Source organism: Mesorhizobium sp. M0243, from assembly GCF_040321775.1.
GTDB lineage: Bacteria > Pseudomonadota > Alphaproteobacteria > Rhizobiales > Rhizobiaceae > Mesorhizobium.
Map to the genome: position 1 here is coordinate 1 of NZ_JAMYSF010000053.1, position 18153 is coordinate 18153.

Genomic DNA, 18153 nt, shown 5'->3' on the forward strand with positions numbered 1-18153 from the left:
ACAAACAATCTCGATGCGCTGATCCGCGAATGTGACCAGCTCCGCGCGACCTATGATCTTGCTGGCATTACGAGCGCCAGGGAGGCGGTCTATGCTACAGTTGGCAAGCTCTGCCGGCATTTCGATCTGCCGGGACCCAACCCTGAATCGATTGAACGATGCTGCGACAAATTCATTCAACGTCAGCTCCTGGCGGAGGCTGGCATTCCAATACCTGCTTATCGGTTGGCTACCAATGCGACGGACGTAGACAGCGCCGCGGCGGAGATCGGCTTCCCGGTGATTGTCAAGCCAGCCGTCGGCAACGGCAGCTACGGGGTCCGATTGTGCCGCGACGTCGACGAGTTGGCCGAACATACAACCTATCTGTTGGGCGGGAAGCACATATGGCGGTCCGCCCCAAGGATCCTGGTCGAAGAATTCGCACAAGGCCCCCATTGTGGCCCTGCGATTATGGGAAATGAAATCATTGAGATGTGCGCCGTTGATTTCAGTCCCCCACCGCATTTCGTCATTCGTCAATGCACTTATCCGGCCCGGCTAAGCGATGACGAGCATAAGCGCATCGCCGATATTTCGCTGAGCTCTTTGCGAGCTCTCGGTCTTGGCTGGGGGCCAACGAATATTGAGTTCCGGTGGACGAAGCGCGGTCCAGTCGTCATTGAAGTCAATCCGCGCCTTGGTGGCATGCCTGATCCTCAACTGGTTCAGTTGGCTTACGGGATCGATCTCGTCACCGAACACATCAAGCTTGTCATCGGCCAGGAATGGGATTTGCGCAGAAGGCATTCGCACACTGCGGCGGTGCGGTTCCTCATTCCTGATCGCGATGGAATCCTCGACCGGATCGGTGGCGACACTCAGGCGGCTGCTATACCGGGTGTCGCCGAGGTCAAATTGAATGTTGAGTCCAAGACGACGATCGTCAGGAAGGGCGATTATCGAGACTGGATTGGACATGTATTTGCTGCGTCACCCAGTCTTACTGAAACCGAAGGCGCTCTTCAACGCGCAGTCGCCCTAATCGATTGGTCGATCACCCCTTTTCCAGCCGTTGGCGAATAGGCGCATCTGCATGCGGCGACAGATAAGATGTGATCATCGCCGAACATTGGTGCAAACGGAGAGCACGAGAGATCAGCAGGTCGAAAATGATGCCTACCTCGATTCTGCGATGCGTTAAAGACACCGTCATGATTTCGAAGGCTGGTAGTGGATATATCCCTATGATGAGAGAGATGATTCGAGACGTTAATCAGTTATTCATGAAAAAAATTCTGGAATATCTTAGTCAAGACAGTCGACCTATTTATTCGAAAAGAAAATTAATGTGTTGCGAAATGTGGCAGGACCAAATGTCAGCGAATACCTTAAATTTTACAGAAGACAGCTCAAAGACAGCAATAACGAGCGCGGCGAAATTGCGTTCGGCTCGCCGGCTGATCGTGAAGATTGGCTCCGCAGTGGTTGCCGATGCAGAGACCGGAGAGGTACGCGGTCCTTGGCTTGAAACGTTGATAAAGGATGTTGTCCGATTTTTCGCACGCGGGCAGCAGGTGATCATCGTCAGCTCTGGTGCTGTGGCGGCAGGTTCATGTCACTGGAAGCCCTTGGACAGATCTTCTTTGCGAATTGAGGAAAAGCAAGCGGCCGCCGCGATTGGTCAGATTCGACTGATGCTTGCTTATGAACAGAGGTTGAAACGCCATGGGTTTGGCCTGGGGCAAGTTCTGTTGACCGGCGCAGATATAGACAACCAGCGTTGCCGCTTCAATGTGCGGTCGGCCCTTCAACAACTTCTCAACGTTGGCGCTGTACCCGTTATCAACGAGAACGACGCGACCGTAACGGCCGATATCCGTCTTGGCGACAACGACCGGCTGGCGGCACGGGTCGCGCAAATTGCAATGGCTGATGTTCTCATTCTGCTTTCAGACGTTGATGGCCTCTTCACGGAAGATCCACACGACAACCCCTTGGCCCATATAATTCCAAAGGTGCGCTGCATTACCCCGGAGATAGAAAACATCGCAGGCCTTTCACCCGCGCGACATGGTTCGGGCGGCATGGTGACAAAATTGATGGCGGCAAGGATAGCGATGGAAGCGGGCTGTGACGTGGTCATTGCGAAAGGAAATAAATCGTACCCGCTCGCCGCCATCGAGAACGGTGCGCCAACAACATGGTTTATTGCGCCCGCGAAGGAGAGTGCTAGCCGCGCCGACCCTACTGCCGGAGACCCCAAGCGCCGTAGCTGAGTATTGAGGCGATGACGCTCTTCTCTGGTATTTCTGCTTTCTCATGAAGTGCGGTCGAGGTTCGGCCGAGTCCGTGTTCGAGAAGGGAGGCCTTGTTAGTTCGTTTAACCGCGAAAGGGTTCGTCAATCTACAGGACTCGTACGCTCGCCGGCGCAGTTCCGGTTATCACCGGCCGGGAGGCGAAGTTCCGCAACCGGCCCTAACGAGAGAGCCATTGAGATGCCTGATTTCTCTTCGTTGAACGCCGAGGGAGGCCGTGATGACCGATAAAACGATCCGCGCCGCGACGGATGTTGGGGGCACTTTCACCGATCTCGTTTGCTTCGAGACTGATCATTCGACGGGCGGGAGCCGCATCATCACAGCAAAATGCGACACCACCCCGCCCAATTTCGAGAAGGGTGTGTTGAATGTATTAGAAAAGGGTGGCGTCGACCCAAGTTCGGTCGACTTCCTTGCCCATGGGTCCACCATCATTATCAACGCGATAACGGAGCGAAAAGGTGCCAAGGTCGGGCTCATCACCACGGAGGGCTTTCGCGATACCCTCGAGATCGCGCGTGGCAACCGTCCTGATTTCTTCAACCTGCACTACCAGAAGCCGAAACCCTTCGTTCCGCGTTACCTGCGTCGCGAACTGCCGGGCCGCATATCCTATAGGGGCGAGGAATTGAAGCCGCTCGACATGTCCGGTCTTTCGGCAATCATCGACGATTTCAAGACGGAAGGCGTTGAAGCTATCGCAATCTGCTTTCTCCATTCCTATGCGGACACCAGCCACGAAAAGGCCGCACTCGCCGATGTGCAGCGGCTCTGGCCAGGCGTCTCGGTCGTGTCCTCGCACCAGATTACACGCGAATGGCGCGAATATGAGCGTACCAACACGGCAGTGCTGTCGGCCCATGTACAGCCGGTCTCCGAGCGCTACCTGTCAAGGCTGCTTGCGGGGTTGAGGGAGAAAGGCTTCAAAAAAAGCCCCTACATTATGCAATCCAACTGTGGCGTGGATTCACTTGAATCCGTCTCGAAAATTCCAATCACAATGGTCGAATCGGGACCCGCCTCTGGCATCTTGGGCGCAGCCGAGCTCGGCAAGTTAATCGGGGAGGCGAACGTGCTTGCGCTTGATATCGGGGGGACGACGGCGAAGTGCTCGTTGATCGAGAACGGTGAGGTAAAGATCAAGACCGACTACTGGATCGAGCGCGACAGCACCTCAGCGGGGTATCCGATCATGGTGCCGGTGGTCGATCTGGTCGAGATCGGCAGTGGCGGCGGTTCGATCTCCTGGGTTGATGATTTCGGCAAGCTTCATGTTGGCCCCCAATCAGCCGGCGCCCTACCAGGTCCCTCGGCTTACGGACGGGGTGGCACGCAGGCGACCACTACCGACGCCAATCTCTGGCTCGGCCGCATCAACAAGGATTATTTCTGCGGCGGCGAAGTCGTCGCTGATATGAGCGGCGCAAAGGTGGCGATCGACGCCGTGGGCCAGAAGCTCGGCGTGGACGCTGACGAGGCGGCGCGCGGCATCATCCGCATTGCCAACAGCAATATGGTCAACGCCTTGAAGCTAGTCTCGGTCAACCGCGGCTATGACCCGCGCGACTTCACGATAGTCGCATTCGGCGGTGGCGGCCCGATGCACGCGGTGGCGCTGGCTGCCGAACTCGGCGTGCGGAAAGTTGTCGTGCCAGCCGCCGCTGCCGTCTTCTCGGCCTGGGGCATGATGATGTCGGACCTTCGGCGCGACTATTTCGTGACGCGGCTGATCGATTTGAAGCCGGGCGCTGCAGCGGGTATCGAGCAGGCCTTCGCCGAAGTGGAGGAGCAAAGCCGCAGACAGTTTGCAGCTGAAGGCATCGAGGCAGCCAGGATCCGGTTTTTGCGCTACGGCAAGTTCCGCTACCAGAACCAGGGACATACCATCGAGGTGGTGATCGCGGCGGGCCAAATCGTCGACGAGCAGCTCGCTGGGATCGAGGCATCCTTCCACGAGACTTATCAGCGGGAATACACCTATCGGCTCAGTGCGCCGGTCGAAATGGTCGGCATCCATCTGGTAGCCTCTGCCGAGGTCAGTAAGCTTCCAATGCAGAATTGTGCTTCCACCGGGGCGGTGGCGGAGGATGCCCTAAAGGGCTACCGCAATGTCGATTACGCCCTTGAGGGCATTCACACGGCGGCGATCTATGACGGCAGCAAGCTCGAACCGGGCATGACCTTCAGTGGCCCGGCGATCGTGGAGGATTTGGGCACCACTGTGCTCGTCCATCCGGGCAACCGGGCTCACGTCGACGGCTACGGCAACATCTACATCCATCTAGTGGGATAGGGACAATGGCGACAAGACTCCACGACCCGATCACCTTGGAAATCATTCAAAATTCGCTGCAGGCAATCGCCGACGAGATGTTCGCGGTCATGAAAAAAACCGCGATGAGCTCGATCATTTACGAGGTGCTCGACATGGGCACCGGCATTACCGATGCGAAAGGCTCGCTTGCCTCGTCCGGAGCGGGTATCCCGGCTTTCGTGGGCGTGCTGGACAAGGCTGTGAAGGTGATCGAGAAAAAGTTCGGCAGGCGGGGCAAGATCGAGCCAGGTGACGTTTTCGCAAGCAACGATCCTTATCACGGGGGCGTCACGCATCTGAATGATATAGTGGTCGCGATGCCCGTCTTCGCGAGCGGACGCATCATCGCTTGGACTGCGAATATTGCCCACAACTCAGATGTCGGGGGCATAGCACCGGGTTCGCTCACGGGCGCAGCAACCGAGATCTTTCAGGAGGGGCTGCGACTCCCAGCTGTCCAGATAATTTCGCAGGGCGAACCCATCCACTCCGTGATGGAGATTATCAAAGTGAATTCGCGCATGCCTGACGTACTGGAAGGTGATGTATGGGCAGCAATCGCCTCAGTGCGCATTGGGGCTAATCGCCTACAGGAACTCGCAGAGAAGTACGGTGTCGAAACGTTCGAGAACGCCATGTGCTACTGTATGGATGTCGGCGAACAGATCTCGCTCGCTGAGCTCGCGAAGCTGCCGAAGGGCACATTCGAGCTTTCCGAAGAGCAGGATGACGGACGTATCTTCAACGTGAAGATTACGATCTCCGATACCGAATTCGTGCTCGACCTGCGAGACAACCCAGACCAATCGCCTAACCCGCTCAATTGCAGCCGAGACGGGGTTATGGTCTGCACGCAGATGTTATTCAAGTCGCTGGTCGATCCCCACTCGCCGGCAAATGAAGGCTCCTTCCGACCGATCCGGCTGCTCACACGCGAGGGCTCGGTCTTTCATGCCAAGGAGCCGGCGCCGCTCGGCTTCTACTATGAGGTCGAGCTGCGGATAAAGGATCTAATATGGCGCTGTCTAGCGCCGCACATGCCCGAGCGGCTGGCGGCTGGACATTTTGGGTCGCTCTGCGGGACCTTTATCGGTGGTATCCACCCCGATATGCACCGTCAATACACTATCATCGAACCGCAACTCGGAGGTTGGGGTGCAGGCCACCGCAGTGATGGCAATACCGGCATCTTCTCGAGCTTCCACGGAGAAACCTACAACTGTCCGGCAGAAATCAACGAGGCGCGCAATGGCCTCTACGTGGATCGAATGGAGCTCAATCTAGAGCCGGGAGGTGAGGGTAAGTATGTTGGCGGCCGTGGCATCCTAATGGATTACCGCGTCCGGGCCGACAATGGCTTTCTCACCGTGGGCTATACGCGCTCAAAGTTCCCAGCCTGGGCCCTAAATGGCGGCCGGGAGGGCTCCCCCAACTACGTCCGGTTCATACGCAAGAACGGCACCAGCGAGCGCTTCGCCTTCGTCTCGGAACTTGTTACGCACACCGACGACGTCATCCGCATCGTGACCGGCAGCGGCGGCGGATATGGGGATCCAAAGGAGCGTGACCGAGCAGCAGTCGAGGAGGATATCAAGAGCGGTCTTATTACGCGCAAGCGCGCGCAAGAGGTTTACGGAATCGAGTAGGTGGCCTCACTCAGGCTAATCTTCCTTCACCAGGACGGCCGCCGGCGGCAGGGTGCATGTTCCGTTAATTCCCAGTCCGGGAATTAACGGAACTCCTGTCCGGCTTTTGCGAACGCGCAGCTGGGGGCGCGATGAACAGAAACAGATAAGATTCTGGCTGGCGATTGCCGCGGGGGCGGAGCAGGGACGATGCTGCGCTCGAAGCGAGTGTCGCAGCCTGTAGGAACAGATGGTTCCGAAAGGCGGGCGGTATGCCTTGTTCAGATCATCAGCAAACGCGCTCTCCGGGCGCTACCTACCTATCATTGGGGCGTTGTCACGTTGTTTGAAATGTGGCCGCGTGAGGCCGACCCGCGCTTTTCAGGCAGCCCGTGCACTCACAGCTTCCCACGTGGCCCTGGCTTGGCGTCGATGGGTTCGAATTTGTGCTGCGGAGCCTTGATCCGGGATGGGACGACGAGATTTCGGACGGCGGAGAAGCTTGACACGAAATGCTGCAACGAGCCGACCGACCGGAAACCCTGTCGCGTTCGCTCCCGTTTCCGGAGCGGCAGGTGAGAATTCTCCGCCCGGTTGTTCAAGCCTTTATGAGAGCGGTGTTCCACGTTCGGCATGAGCTGGCGTTTGGCCGCCCCGTAGGAGCGCAGTTTGTCGGTGATCATAGGCTTTGGCGGCAGCCTCTGCTTCTTCAGAAGTCGCGTCAGCAAGCGCCTGGCGGCCTTGGTGTTGCGACGCGTCTGGACGATCTCGTCGAGGACATATCCGTCCTGTTCAACCGCTCCCCACAACCAGCACTTCTGACCATTGATGCGCACCACGACTTCATCCAGGTGCCAGACATCATCTTTCGTCGGCGACTTGCGGCGTATGCGGCGCTCATAATCAAGGCCGTGCTTTCGGCACCCATCGGCGGATGGTCTCGTAGGCAACGACCATCCCCCGCGATCGAGCAGCATTTCCCTCGACGCAGGCTCAAATTGAAGCGGAAGTAGAGCCAGACAGCACGGGCCACGATTTCGATCGGATAGCGGTGGTTCTTGTAGGTCGGTGCACTCGCGGTCATGGCCGTGCTGCTACCGCAATTTCCTTACCGCTCAAACAACGTGACAACGCCAGCACAAGGCCATCTGAACAGTTCGTCAGTCCGTCGCCGCCGCGCTGCCGCTATCCTCCGAAATTCGGAGCCAGCGAATCACCGCTGCGCAGGCAGCATGAAATTTGATCCTCTATTGCGCGGCGCCTGGCCTCCGGCGGAGAGAATGCCCTCGAAACCAATGGGCGAAAGATCAGACGATAGTAATGAGGCGTTTTGAACTGTTGCAGATCAACGGGACGTATTGTCACGACACTTGCCGGTGACAGGCACCGGTAAATCTCTCCCTCCCGGTTGATCTCTTCCAGATCGAGAGAGCTCGACACATTCCTACACACGCTTCCTACATTATTCAAAAGTTCTATACATTCAATTTGCAACCATAGTCAGCGGCTACCGCTTTCGCTACGGAGCTTCGAAGGAGCCGGCATTTAAATAGAGATGTCCTGGTTGAGGGCTTGGGTTCGAACCAGGGTCTGCGGAGCAAATCCCCGCTCCTACTGCCAGACGATCCTCTTGGGTGACCCTCCTGGGTCTCACCAAACTGTTGGCCGAAGACTATCATTTATAAAGGTCCCGTCAACTTAGCCCGTCTTATTCATGACGGATCTGGGTTTGTTTGCCGCTGAGCGGCGGACAGGTGGCGGCTCGGCGTCTTTTTCACCGCGGCTGTGTCTGGACTTGTGAACGCGCTGGAGGGTGGAAGCTGTGTGGTTCGGCGGGGCCCGCTGCCCCGGCGGTCATGGTCCTGCCGGTAGCAGATTGCTGGCGATCGCCCGGAACAGACTTGCCTCGGGACAGGCGGCGGCGAAGGCCAGGCGGATGCGCGAGACGGTTTCGATGACGCGGGCGCCGAGCTTGAGCAGCCTGAGCCGCAGCGTAGCGAACTCGGCGTTGCGCAGATGAGGGGTCGTGGGCACCGCCTCGCGGAGGGTGAGCATTAACCAGTATGCGGCGGTGTGCAGGACAAGACGGACCTGATTGGCAATCGGTGAGCGGCAGGAGGTGCGGTCGGAGGCGAGTTGGCTCTTGTGCATCTTGATCAGGTTTTCGGCCTGGCCGCGGGCGCAGTAGATCACGTCGTAGATGTGCTCGGCGGAGCCTTTGTCGAGATTGGTGACGACGAAGCGGATGTCGAGGCCGAGGGTGGTTGCCTCGATGCGAGCGCAGGTGCGGCGTTCGGCCTTCCAGGACTTCGCCTTGTAGCGGGTCTCGGCACATGCGCTGCTGCGCATTCATCCCCGGATGACGCACTTGTTGTCCTGCCGACCAACGAACGGCCGTTCAATCCGTCGCGGCAAACCGCCGTGCCGGTCGCATCGGCCCCCAAACCAGGGCCCTGTGCCAAAACATGTTCGATGCCGAGGGACGCCCCGGACAGCGCGAGATGTGGGGTACTGTCGGCTGAGCCGGAAATATCCGCACGGCTGGTCGAGCAGGCCTGTGCTCATCCCATCAGCAACGGCATCTTCCGTTACAAGCACGTACGCGCGACTGTCGAGCGGCTGTTTGAGCAGGCGCTGGAACGGGTTGAAGAAGCCCCCCAGCCGGCATCGCAGCTCACCCAGGATCATCCGCTGATCCGCGCCCCCGCGGAATATGGCGACCTCTTCAGCCGTGCTGTGCGACACGGGGCCGGCAACAATGGCGGCCAGGCGACGCTCACGACGACCGCGCCCCTGCGCTCGGGGCGCCTGCGCAACCCCGACCAGCTTCGACGCCACGAGCGCTCCCGCTGCGCCTTCTCACCTCAAACTGGAGATCCAAGTCCATGATGACCATACCAGAAATTGAACGCTGCCTTCGACAGCTGCGCCTGTCGGGCGTCCGCGACACGCTGCAGACGCGCGTGCTGCAGGCGCAGGGCGCAAACCAACCCTTCCTGGAGACTTTCTCCTTGATCCTGCAGGACGAACTGGACCGTCGCCAGTCCCGCCTTATCGAGCGGCGATATCAGCAATCCGGGCTCGATGAGAAACTGACGCTCGCCGAGCTTGACTGGTCCTTCAATCCCAAATTGCCGCGCCAAACCCTGTTTCCAGTTCCACATGCTGGCCTTCTTTGCCGCCGGCGAGAACGTGCTGCTCGTCGGGAAACCGGGCACCGGGAAATCCCACATCGCCAAGGCGATCGCCCATCAGGCGGTCCTGCACAGCCATAGGTTCAGTATCTCGGACCGACGTCTCCTTCCACCGCCACGCTCTGGGGGCCCCGCGCAACGCGAGGCTCGCATGCAAACAATCACCGACAGCGATCTCCTCATGCTGGACGAACGACGACGCCGGCGCATGGCTGCAGCCCCCTCGACGTCTCCGCAATCGATCGAATCTGCAATCTGCAGGTACTTCGCGACGATGTCCTAATCGACAGCATCGTAAAAAGTCGGTAACCCGACAACTGCTGTCGGGTTTATGGAGATCGCGACAGGATAGCGCTAGACCGAATGCCCTGCAGCACAAACTTAATCCATTGAACGTCTTGCCAATTTTTTCTGACGCTCCCTCGGCGCAGTTGGCACGATTGTTGAAGCTCCCAAGTCGCAGCGCTAGACGAAGATGGGATTGGCCGCGTTCCGATGGATTGGCCAATTCCTGAGGCTGCAGGGCGATTGACGACAATGGAGGCGCGACGATGCAAACTCTCACACCGACGCTGTCAGGTCCGCGCCGAGCGTTACGTTTTGGCGATGACAGAATAGCAGATGTTATTGCCAAAACTTTGGACAAATTTCCGTCGAACACGGCTGTGCGTACGAACGAGGGTGGTGACGTAAGCTATCGGGAATTGGGGACGTCCGCGTCCAGTCTAATGCGGCGCATCGAGGCCATCGGCATCCTCCCTGGTGATGCTATCGTCGTCAAGCTTCCCCGATCGGTGGACCTTGTCACGGTCATACTTGCTACCCAAATGCTTGACGTTGCCTTCGTGCCTGTTGATCCATCCGATTCCGACCAGCGGTTGGACCATATAGTCCGCAACACGAACGCCAAAGCGATTATTAGTCCAGATCCAAATGGTTCGATTCGAATTGAACGTCTTCCGACACGCGGCGACCTCAATTCAGCGTTCGCAAATATAGCATACATCATGCATACCTCCGGGAGCACGGGAATCCCGAAAGGGGTACCGGTCTCACAAGGAGCTCTTCTGAATTTGGTCGATTGGTATATCGATATGATCGATTTCTCGGAGAGAACTAGCATTTCGCTGCTTACGCGCCCTGCATTCGATGTGTCGATCCCCGAGTTCTTTGTACCATTTGCGACGGGAGGGACAATTGTCTTACCCACCACGCAACTGCAATCGCAGATTATCCAAACGACCGAGTTCCTAATTCAGAGCGGCACGAACGTCATTCAGATGGTTCCAACATTGCTGCGACGCTTCCTTGGAACTCTTGAACGCCTTCCCCACCTAGGGGAACGATTCACGTGTCTCAACCATGTGGTGTGCAACGGTGAATCCTTGCCCGACTCGGTTAGGCAGCGATTTTATTCGATTTTTCCCAACACTACCCTAGTAAACAGCTACGGTCCAACGGAGTGCTGTGTCGCCGTTAGCTACCACTATTGCCGCCGTGGTGGCGTAGACCTCCCGATGTTCATAGGCAAACCAACATGCAACGTTGATTTCTATGTCCTTGACGAAAGCAACGTCAATGTTGGTTTCGAAGTCGAGGGCGAGCTCTGGGTGGGAGGTGTGCAAACGTCCCACGGCTACGTGGCGGACGAAGCACAGTCGACAATCAGCTTCGTGCAATTTCCGACAGCCATGGGTGAACAAGTGTTGTACCGCACTGGCGACTACGTCGTGGCATCGGAAGCGCATGGGCTGCGGTTCATCGGAAGAAAAGATGATCAACTCAAGTATCGAGGAACTCGCCTGGAGAAAGGAGAGATTACTAGCGCCATCGATCAGACGAGTCTATGCACCGATTCAGCGGTGATTGTCGTAGACAAAGACGATGACACTGGCCAAGAGCTTGTTTGTATAGTGACGCCCGCGGACGCCGACGTCGCGAAAGTTCAGCAGCGACTGCAGAATTTCCTGCCCAATGATCGCATTCCTAGGCTCGTTGTGCCTCTTGTCGGGCTTCCTTACACTGCCAATGGGAAACTCGACCAGCGCGCCCTTGAGAGAATTGCCAAGGAGGCGCTCAGGGTGAACACGAACCAGGCCAAACCTCAGACGGAGCACTCGGCGGGGTCACCGTTAGATCGCTTGTTGGAAGCGATACACTCCGCCAAGGGGACGTGGGTATTCCCCAGCTTGACAGCTCGGGAGTGCGACATAGATTCATTAAACTTCCTCGATATTCAACTGGAGTTGGCCGAAGCGGGCCTCATGTTCGGCGAGGACGTCTTTCAAGAGCAAGACCTATCACTTGAGGAGTGGGCACTGCGAATTCAACCGCTGAATCGCAGAGAATCTCATGCGAGCGCCACAGGAAAACGTGGACAAGTGGCCGATTTCAGGAATGAACTCAAACGTGTGAACGAACACATTGAAAGGATCGATCCGGAAACAATTGTGCTGCATTCATCTCTCGCAGCCTTTCGAGATATAGGTTCGAAGGAGTTGACGGCCGTTCTTCTTGAATGGATTGAGCGCATCGCGCTATCCTCGACTGTGATGTTCCCGGCGTTCACATTTAGCTATTGCGACGCCAGATCTTTTCATTGGGAGAAAAACCAATCCGAAACAGGAGTGTTGGCCGATATTGTCATGCAAGAGCTTTCAGCTGGGCGCACCAAGCATCCCGCTTATTCAATGGTCGTGACTGGTCCAGGTAAGCAAGAATTGTGCGATACGGACTGGTGGAAATGCAGCCCGTTCGGCGACGACTCTATATTTGGCGCGATAAGCCGCACATCTGGTTTGATTATGGGTCTAGGCACGTCAAGCTTTACTCACGTGCACAGGTGCGAACTCCTGGCGGACGTGCCTTACAGCAAGACGGTCAACTTGCGGGGGCTCGCCGACTTCGGAGCCGGCCCGATTGATGTGTCGACGGCCGTTTATGTCCGCGACATCAAGGGCCGAACTGAGTATTCATTTCTTGCACACGATACTACGCGTGACGTTCGCGAAATGAGAGATGTTCTGCGGGAGTTCGCAATAGCTGGGAGCTACGCGAGGTTAGTCAACGCTGGTGACATGGAGGCCGTATTGGTTAGCGCGATGCGCAACGAGCCATATGGTTTTCTCAGGGAAGCAGGGCGGCAGGATGCACGCCGCCATTTCACATGACTGAAGTCGGTTAAAAGTATGCCTGATTCGTTGAACTTAGATTGGAGCCAGAAATGGAAACACAGATTTTGGGTACAGTCGAGCTTAATAAAGCGCGGCTGGCAGCCGATTTAGCCACCTTAGAGAATACAAAATTCTCGAGCGCATATTCGGATTTCGCCTGTGGGAGGTGGGAGTCGTGCGTACTCCGCAACCATTCGGGGCTGCAGGAGGAGGATACTCTCGTCACCCACCATGCCCGAGCTGTGGCAACGCCTCTGGGCCACTCCTTACCGTATCTTGACGAATTGATGACGACACACTTTGATGCGGAAGCCATACGTTACGCTAGAATTATACGTATATCGGAAAACGCTTGTGTGATTCCTCACCGTGATTACCTTGAGCTGGATGCGAAGTTCGTAAGATTGCACTTGCCTCTTCAAACGAATGTCAAATGTAACAATACAGAATTGGATAAAATCTATCACATGAGATCCGGCGAGATCTGGTTTCTGGATGCAAGCATACCGCACAGCGCTGGGTGTTTTTCATCGACGCCACGGTTGCATCTGATGGTCGACTTCGAGGGGACTCGCCACCCTGACGCGGTTGTACGCAATGTCGAGCAGCCGTTGGTAAGAGATGAAATGGTGGATACCCGCGAGGAGTGGACCGACGAAGCATTTAAACGCATTCTGGGATTATCTGAAATTATCAGCGAGGCCAATTACCGGGAGATCGTCTCTATTTTGGCGAAGCTTCATTTCTTCTACAAGGTTGACTGCCAGGCTATGTACGCTTGGCTGAAAGAATTATGCCGACGTCGCGGCGACCCCGCGCTTGTCGAGAAAACCCATGCGCTCGAACGGTTTTGCCTCCTTGATCGTGCAGCTGGCGAAGTCATGACTTATTGAGTGTTCAAATCCGAAAGCAAATAGACAATGGGGATAGTCGCGTATCGCCGCAATTGCCGAGTTTTAATTAGGAGGACATATTCGTGCAGTTGCAAGATGTTGAAGGTGAAGCGCTGATGGCGGTCGAGCCAGGCGCGCACCCTTGGGGTGCCTGTAAGCGGTGGAGTTGTCGAGGACGACGTGAAGACCTTACTGGCCTGAACTTGTGTCCGTGGCTCAACGCGATCGTGGGTTTCTTAGCCAAGTTTTCAAAAGGGACTGTCCGGTATCTTGTTCGTGGGGCCATGATGATGGAAAGAAACGGCCTGACCATATCCCGGCGCGCTATCAGGTGATTGTCACAATCCGCCCGAAAAACGCTTGCCCTAGGGGCGCACGGGAGTGGTTCAGGCCAGAGCGCCGCGCATTGCTGGAAGGCAGTTGGCCGACCGAGGCATTATTGGCGCGGAGATCGCCATGTCCAAGAGTCCAACATATGCAGCTGAACCGGCAGGCGCTCGTCATGGCTCGGCACGGGGTGCCTATCGACCGCTCGGTTCGGGCGGATTGGATGGGCGGACGGGTGCGCTGATAGCGCCGGTGGTGGACCGCAGGGCGATGATTTTGAAACGGGACAGTTCACGGCAACCACTGCCCCGGTGCCGGATCCAAAGGCGGAAAGACGAAGACCAGCAACTTGGGGCCGTTTTGCGCTGCGATCGTGGCTGGAACGGCCTCGCACCTGCGGGCGTGGTGTTTCACTATCGCCCAGGCCGAATGGGCGACGATGCCGATGAGATACTGGACGGCTTCAACGGTGCGATCCAGGTGGATGCATGTGGCGGGCCGGAAGGGTGGGATGCCACTTCAACTCGCGTTCTGTCGGGCGCATGGCCGTCGAAAACTGATCAAGGCGAAGCCAAAAGAAAGGTTCGCCAATCGTGGACGAAGCGCTGTTCCGCATCGAGCTTTACTAGATCGAGGACGGCATTCGGGTAGCAATACTGACCGCCGTCGCGCAGTGCGGCGGGAAATGTCCCGCCACTGGCGCATGTTCTTCACCTGACTCGCAGCTCAGGCACAACGCGTCTCGCGCAAATCGGATCTGGGTGAGGCCGGAGCGCACCAAATCCATTACTGCGCCGCCTTCGAGGATTTCGTCCCACATCGGCTGGATTCCGTGTCATCCGCTCGAGCGTGGTCTCCCGGGCATCCGCTTGAATTCCATCCTCTATATCGGCCAATTTATCATGAGACAGACGGACGCAAAGTTTCTATTGCAAGAGAGTAATTTTCCTTTAAGATAAAATTGTAGCCGAATCTGGATGCGGCGGTCCGGAAAAGTCGTAGGTCGATTCGCCGTGCGGACGCGAGAAAGAGCAAGGAACCCGGGGAGCCTAATGGGTCAAAGGGCGAGCGAAATCAACGCTGCGATCATTGTTGATGCTGTATGTCGCTAAAACATAAGGGACATGGCGGTAATGTACTTCGTCGAATCGTGCGACTGGATACGTCGAAGCGTATGAAGAGCCCAACTATCACATACACGCAGCTTCATGCTTACTCCACTCTGGCCGTCGCACACCATGTCTGATTTCAAGGTTGATACTGTGAAACGTCTCGATGCATGAGCATCCGTTTATTGCTGAGCGGGATTCTAAACTCGCTAGCACTTTAGATATCTTGAGGAGACTTGAAATATTGTGAAGCCGCAGGCATGGAAGCTAAAAAACCAAATAGAATATGTCAAGCAGGCTAACTATCCTCCAATCGGTGTGACGGTTCAAAGATTGCGGAAACAGCTCAAGTTTACCTTGAACGATCTGGCGCAAAGGTCGCGGCTATCGCTTTCCGCCGTATCCAAGATAGAAAATGGTCAGGTCTCGCCAACTTACGAGACGATCCTGCGCCTCGCGGTTGGATTGGACGTCGATGTAACAGAATTGTTCGGCAGCACCACGGATAAAGCCGGCGCCGCCGGCCGAATGGTCGTGACCAGAAGGGGCGAGGGTATACCGCAGAAGTCGCCTCATTACGAATATGAAATGCTCAGCGCTGACCTCTCGACGAAGGAGTTCACGCCTCTGCTGACGCGGGTGCGTGCACGCTCGATCAAGGAGTTTTCCGAAATTCAGGGGCACATGGGAGAGGAGTTCTTTTACGTGCTGTCCGGCGAAGTGATGTTGCACACCGAGCATTATGCACCGGTTCGGCTATTTCCGGGAGACAGCAGCTACTATGATTCCTCCATGGGACATGCGTTGGTTTCGGTGAGCGAGGAAGATGCGCAGATTCTGTGGATCGCCACTCGGGTCCATGGAGTCCTCGCTCAGGACGGTGCACCCGAGCAGTAAGCCCGGGTCAGGCACGAAAGACACGAAAAACTCCAGGACGAGAAGCGCCTTCGCAAGGCGATGGGCGAGCTACGTCCGGACGCAACTCAATTCCGCTTCAGAGGCGGTCGCAGCGTAGAAAAAGGGAAAGACGGATTGACGTGGGTATTTTCAAATGCGAGCGATGAGCGCAGCGGACTGCGTCGGTGACTGCAGGTTGTTTACCCAACGCACGGCTGCCTTCCAGAACAAAGCGAATAAGGCAAGTTTTTGTTTCGGCGCGAGTGTGACGGAATTCCCCACCTCATCTAACACAATCCAAGCCGCCAGAACCGATTAGGGGAAACCCCGTGCGGGGCAGTCATTCTTGCGACAGACGTCGAAACTTCTGAGCTAACCCGTGCACTTGGATTTGCACCCAGTATATACTTGGCCAAACTATTCTGAAACGGTGGACGATCATCTACGCCAAAGTGCCCGCTTTGCCTTTTATCGACGAGATCGAATAGTTGGCGGTTGCGACCTACGGTGGCCAACTTCGGGTGACCGCGACCGCCGGAGGTCTGGTTCGGATTGAGGCCAACCACAGGCCCCCCATTCTTAGCCCATGAGCAAGGGTATATTGTATCCGGCGGAAAACGAAGCGGCAAGTGCGGTCGCTAGCAATCTGAAACAGGAGCGGTAATCAAATGAGCGACGCCAGAATGAGATTGATAGATTCTCAAGCAACGGGTGCGGGCCTGCCCTATGGTGCTCTTGTCGACGCACTTCAGAGCGGTTTTGTAACCGGCTGCATGGTACCGGCACGGCACCATCATCACTTGGAGAGGAGCGGCGAGCCAGACGCAACACTTCTCCTTATGCCTGCTTGGTCGAAGGCGGAAGATCAGAATCAGTTCCTCGGCGTTAAGCTTGTAACTGTCATCCCAGGAAACACTACTCGCGGGCTACCAGGGCTGACGTCAACCTACATCCTTTATGATGGGGCGACCGGGCAGCAGCTGGCGGTTATGGACGGCAATGTTATCACCTCGAGGAGGACTGTTGCCACGTCTGCTCTCGCTGCTCGCTATCTTGCCCGCGATGACGCAAGGTCGCTTCTCGTAATCGGCTCCGGACGAGTTGCCAGCCAAATTCCGGATGCCTACCGCGCTGTAAGGGCAATCGAGAAAGTCTTCGTCTGGGATATCAACACCGAAAGCGCGGAAAAATTGGTTCGCTCGCTGAACAACAAGGGAATTGCCGCGGGTGTCGTGACTGATTTGGAGCAGGCGGTGGGCGACGCAGACATCATTAGTGCTGCAACCCTCGCAACCAGCCCCATAATCAAGGGCGCATGGGTACGCAGGGGTACGCACATCGACCTTATCGGAGGCTTCACTCCCAACATGAGAGAAGCGGACGACGCGGCGTTGAAGATGGCCAGAGCTTTTGTCGACACGCGCGAAGCACTTCATGAAGCGGGAGATCTTATTCAGCCCATGCAGAGCGGTGTTGTGGCCGAAGAGCATGTCCTTGGAACTCTTGAGGATCTTGCCAATGGGGACGTGAGCGGGCGAACCAGCACAGACGAGATCACCTATTTCAAAGCAGTTGGCTCCGGACTTGCTGACCTAGTCGCTGCCAGAATGGTCTACCAACAAGTTTGCACCGAACGACAGTAATTAGCGTGGCTTGCGCAGATTGTGTCGGCTTGCGCCAAGCGGCGAAGCCATCGCGCTGCCATGTGAAAACCGTCGCCTAATAGCGAGATTTACAAGCGCCTCTTTGGTGCAGGAGGTTGTTTGCCGGGAGCACGGTCGTCTGCGCGGTCGACATCGATCGCCGTATCATGGGGCTTCCAATGCATATCTCGCACGCTCCGAGCAAACTCGTGGTGCCACGGTCTTAACGGAATGGACCAGCCTCGGTCTCGGCACGGACTCCTCTTCACGCCATGGGCGCTGCAGAGCTCGAGAGTTAGGCGATGGCCATCCTGTTGAAGAGCTCACCGGAGCGGAGCATCGCATGCATGATGACTTGCGGGCGACAGGGGAGCGCGTGAAGCCAATCTTCTCGTGTAGTTTTACACCCCAATTGCGCAAGTCGCTGTTCGGCCCCGCTGCGAGTCAGGATCGCTACTGCAGCTTCATAGAGAACGCACATGTTCGTTTTTGAGACGCTCTCTCTGGACGCCGACAATCAAAACGTTGCAACAGATCCTTCAAATGAAATTTACAAGATCTTTACGACCGCCAGTCGTTGAGAATGGTACGTTCACCGTAAGTCTGAGGTCGGCTCGGCTGAAAAAGCTGGCGTTGAGTTACGCTCGGACCGCAGCATAACTCGCAACGCTGGAGTC

The 18153-nt window shown here is 56.5% G+C and carries 10 protein-coding genes and 5 pseudogenes; 12 read left to right on the forward strand and 3 right to left on the reverse strand.

The genetic code is table 11. The features are described from left to right. The 4 genes from NKJ11_RS33040 to NKJ11_RS33055 all read left to right on the forward strand — a co-directional run. Positions 1-1065, forward strand: a 1065-nt coding sequence (locus NKJ11_RS33040) for an ATP-grasp domain-containing protein (protein ID WP_352795134.1), incomplete at its 5' end; no start/stop codon positions are given. 128 nt (positions 1066-1193) lie between these two features. Continuing rightward, entirely contained in the window at positions 1194-2258 is a 1065-nt protein-coding gene (gene proB, locus NKJ11_RS33045; RefSeq protein WP_352795135.1) for a glutamate 5-kinase, read from the forward strand. A gap of 260 nt (positions 2259-2518) precedes the next feature. After that, positions 2519-4594, forward strand: a complete 2076-nt coding sequence (locus NKJ11_RS33050; protein ID WP_352795136.1) for a hydantoinase/oxoprolinase family protein — start codon at positions 2519-2521, stop codon at positions 4592-4594. Between the two features lie 5 nt (positions 4595-4599). Then, positions 4600-6261 carry a hydantoinase B/oxoprolinase family protein gene (locus tag NKJ11_RS33055; RefSeq protein ID WP_352795137.1) on the forward strand — a complete coding sequence of 554 codons (1662 nt, stop codon included), beginning with the start codon at positions 4600-4602 and terminating at the stop codon, positions 6259-6261. Positions 6262-6621: 360 nt separating this feature from the next. Here NKJ11_RS33055 and NKJ11_RS33060 read toward each other — a convergent pair. Continuing rightward, positions 6622-7324, reverse strand: a pseudogene (locus NKJ11_RS33060) (IS6 family transposase). 770 nt (positions 7325-8094) lie between these two features. Continuing rightward, positions 8095-8568: pseudogene (locus tag NKJ11_RS33065) on the reverse strand (transposase); the annotation flags it as partial. A gap of 7 nt (positions 8569-8575) precedes the next feature. On the opposite strand from NKJ11_RS33065, the pseudogene NKJ11_RS33070 reads away from it, so the two are divergent. The 8 genes and pseudogenes from NKJ11_RS33070 to lhpI all read left to right on the forward strand — a co-directional run. Continuing rightward, positions 8576-9148, forward strand: a pseudogene (locus NKJ11_RS33070) (IS21 family transposase); the annotation flags it as partial. Next, positions 9129-9515 carry an ATP-binding protein gene (locus NKJ11_RS33930; RefSeq protein WP_502895941.1) on the forward strand — a complete coding sequence of 129 codons (387 nt, stop codon included), beginning with the start codon at positions 9129-9131 and terminating at the stop codon, positions 9513-9515. The pseudogene NKJ11_RS33070 and the gene NKJ11_RS33930, both read left to right, overlap by 20 nt. Then, a complete protein-coding gene (locus NKJ11_RS33080; RefSeq protein WP_352795138.1) occupies positions 9403-9717 on the forward strand; it encodes an ATP-binding protein in 315 nt (104 codons plus the stop codon). The genes NKJ11_RS33930 and NKJ11_RS33080 overlap by 113 nt, the downstream gene beginning before the upstream one ends. Before the next feature lie 268 nt (positions 9718-9985). After that, positions 9986-12604 (forward strand): AMP-binding protein, encoded by a 2619-nt coding sequence (locus NKJ11_RS33085; RefSeq protein WP_352795139.1) that lies wholly within the window; start codon positions 9986-9988, stop codon positions 12602-12604. Between the two features lie 53 nt (positions 12605-12657). Then, a complete protein-coding gene (locus NKJ11_RS33090; RefSeq protein ID WP_352795140.1) occupies positions 12658-13500 on the forward strand; it encodes an aspartyl/asparaginyl beta-hydroxylase domain-containing protein in 843 nt (280 codons plus the stop codon). A gap of 259 nt (positions 13501-13759) precedes the next feature. Then, positions 13760-14611, forward strand: a pseudogene (locus NKJ11_RS33095) (IS66 family transposase); the annotation flags it as partial. A gap of 571 nt (positions 14612-15182) precedes the next feature. Further along, positions 15183-15833, forward strand: a complete 651-nt coding sequence (locus NKJ11_RS33100; RefSeq protein ID WP_352795141.1) for a helix-turn-helix domain-containing protein — start codon at positions 15183-15185, stop codon at positions 15831-15833. A gap of 668 nt (positions 15834-16501) precedes the next feature. After that, complete coding sequence (lhpI, locus tag NKJ11_RS33105) at positions 16502-17476, forward strand: bifunctional Delta(1)-pyrroline-2-carboxylate/Delta(1)-piperideine-2-carboxylate reductase (protein ID WP_352795142.1); 975 nt, start codon at positions 16502-16504, stop codon at positions 17474-17476. Between the two features lie 295 nt (positions 17477-17771). Here the strand turns inward: lhpI and NKJ11_RS33935 are convergent. After that, positions 17772-17951: pseudogene (locus tag NKJ11_RS33935) on the reverse strand (IS110 family transposase); the annotation flags it as partial. Positions 17952-18153 lie beyond the last annotated feature (202 nt).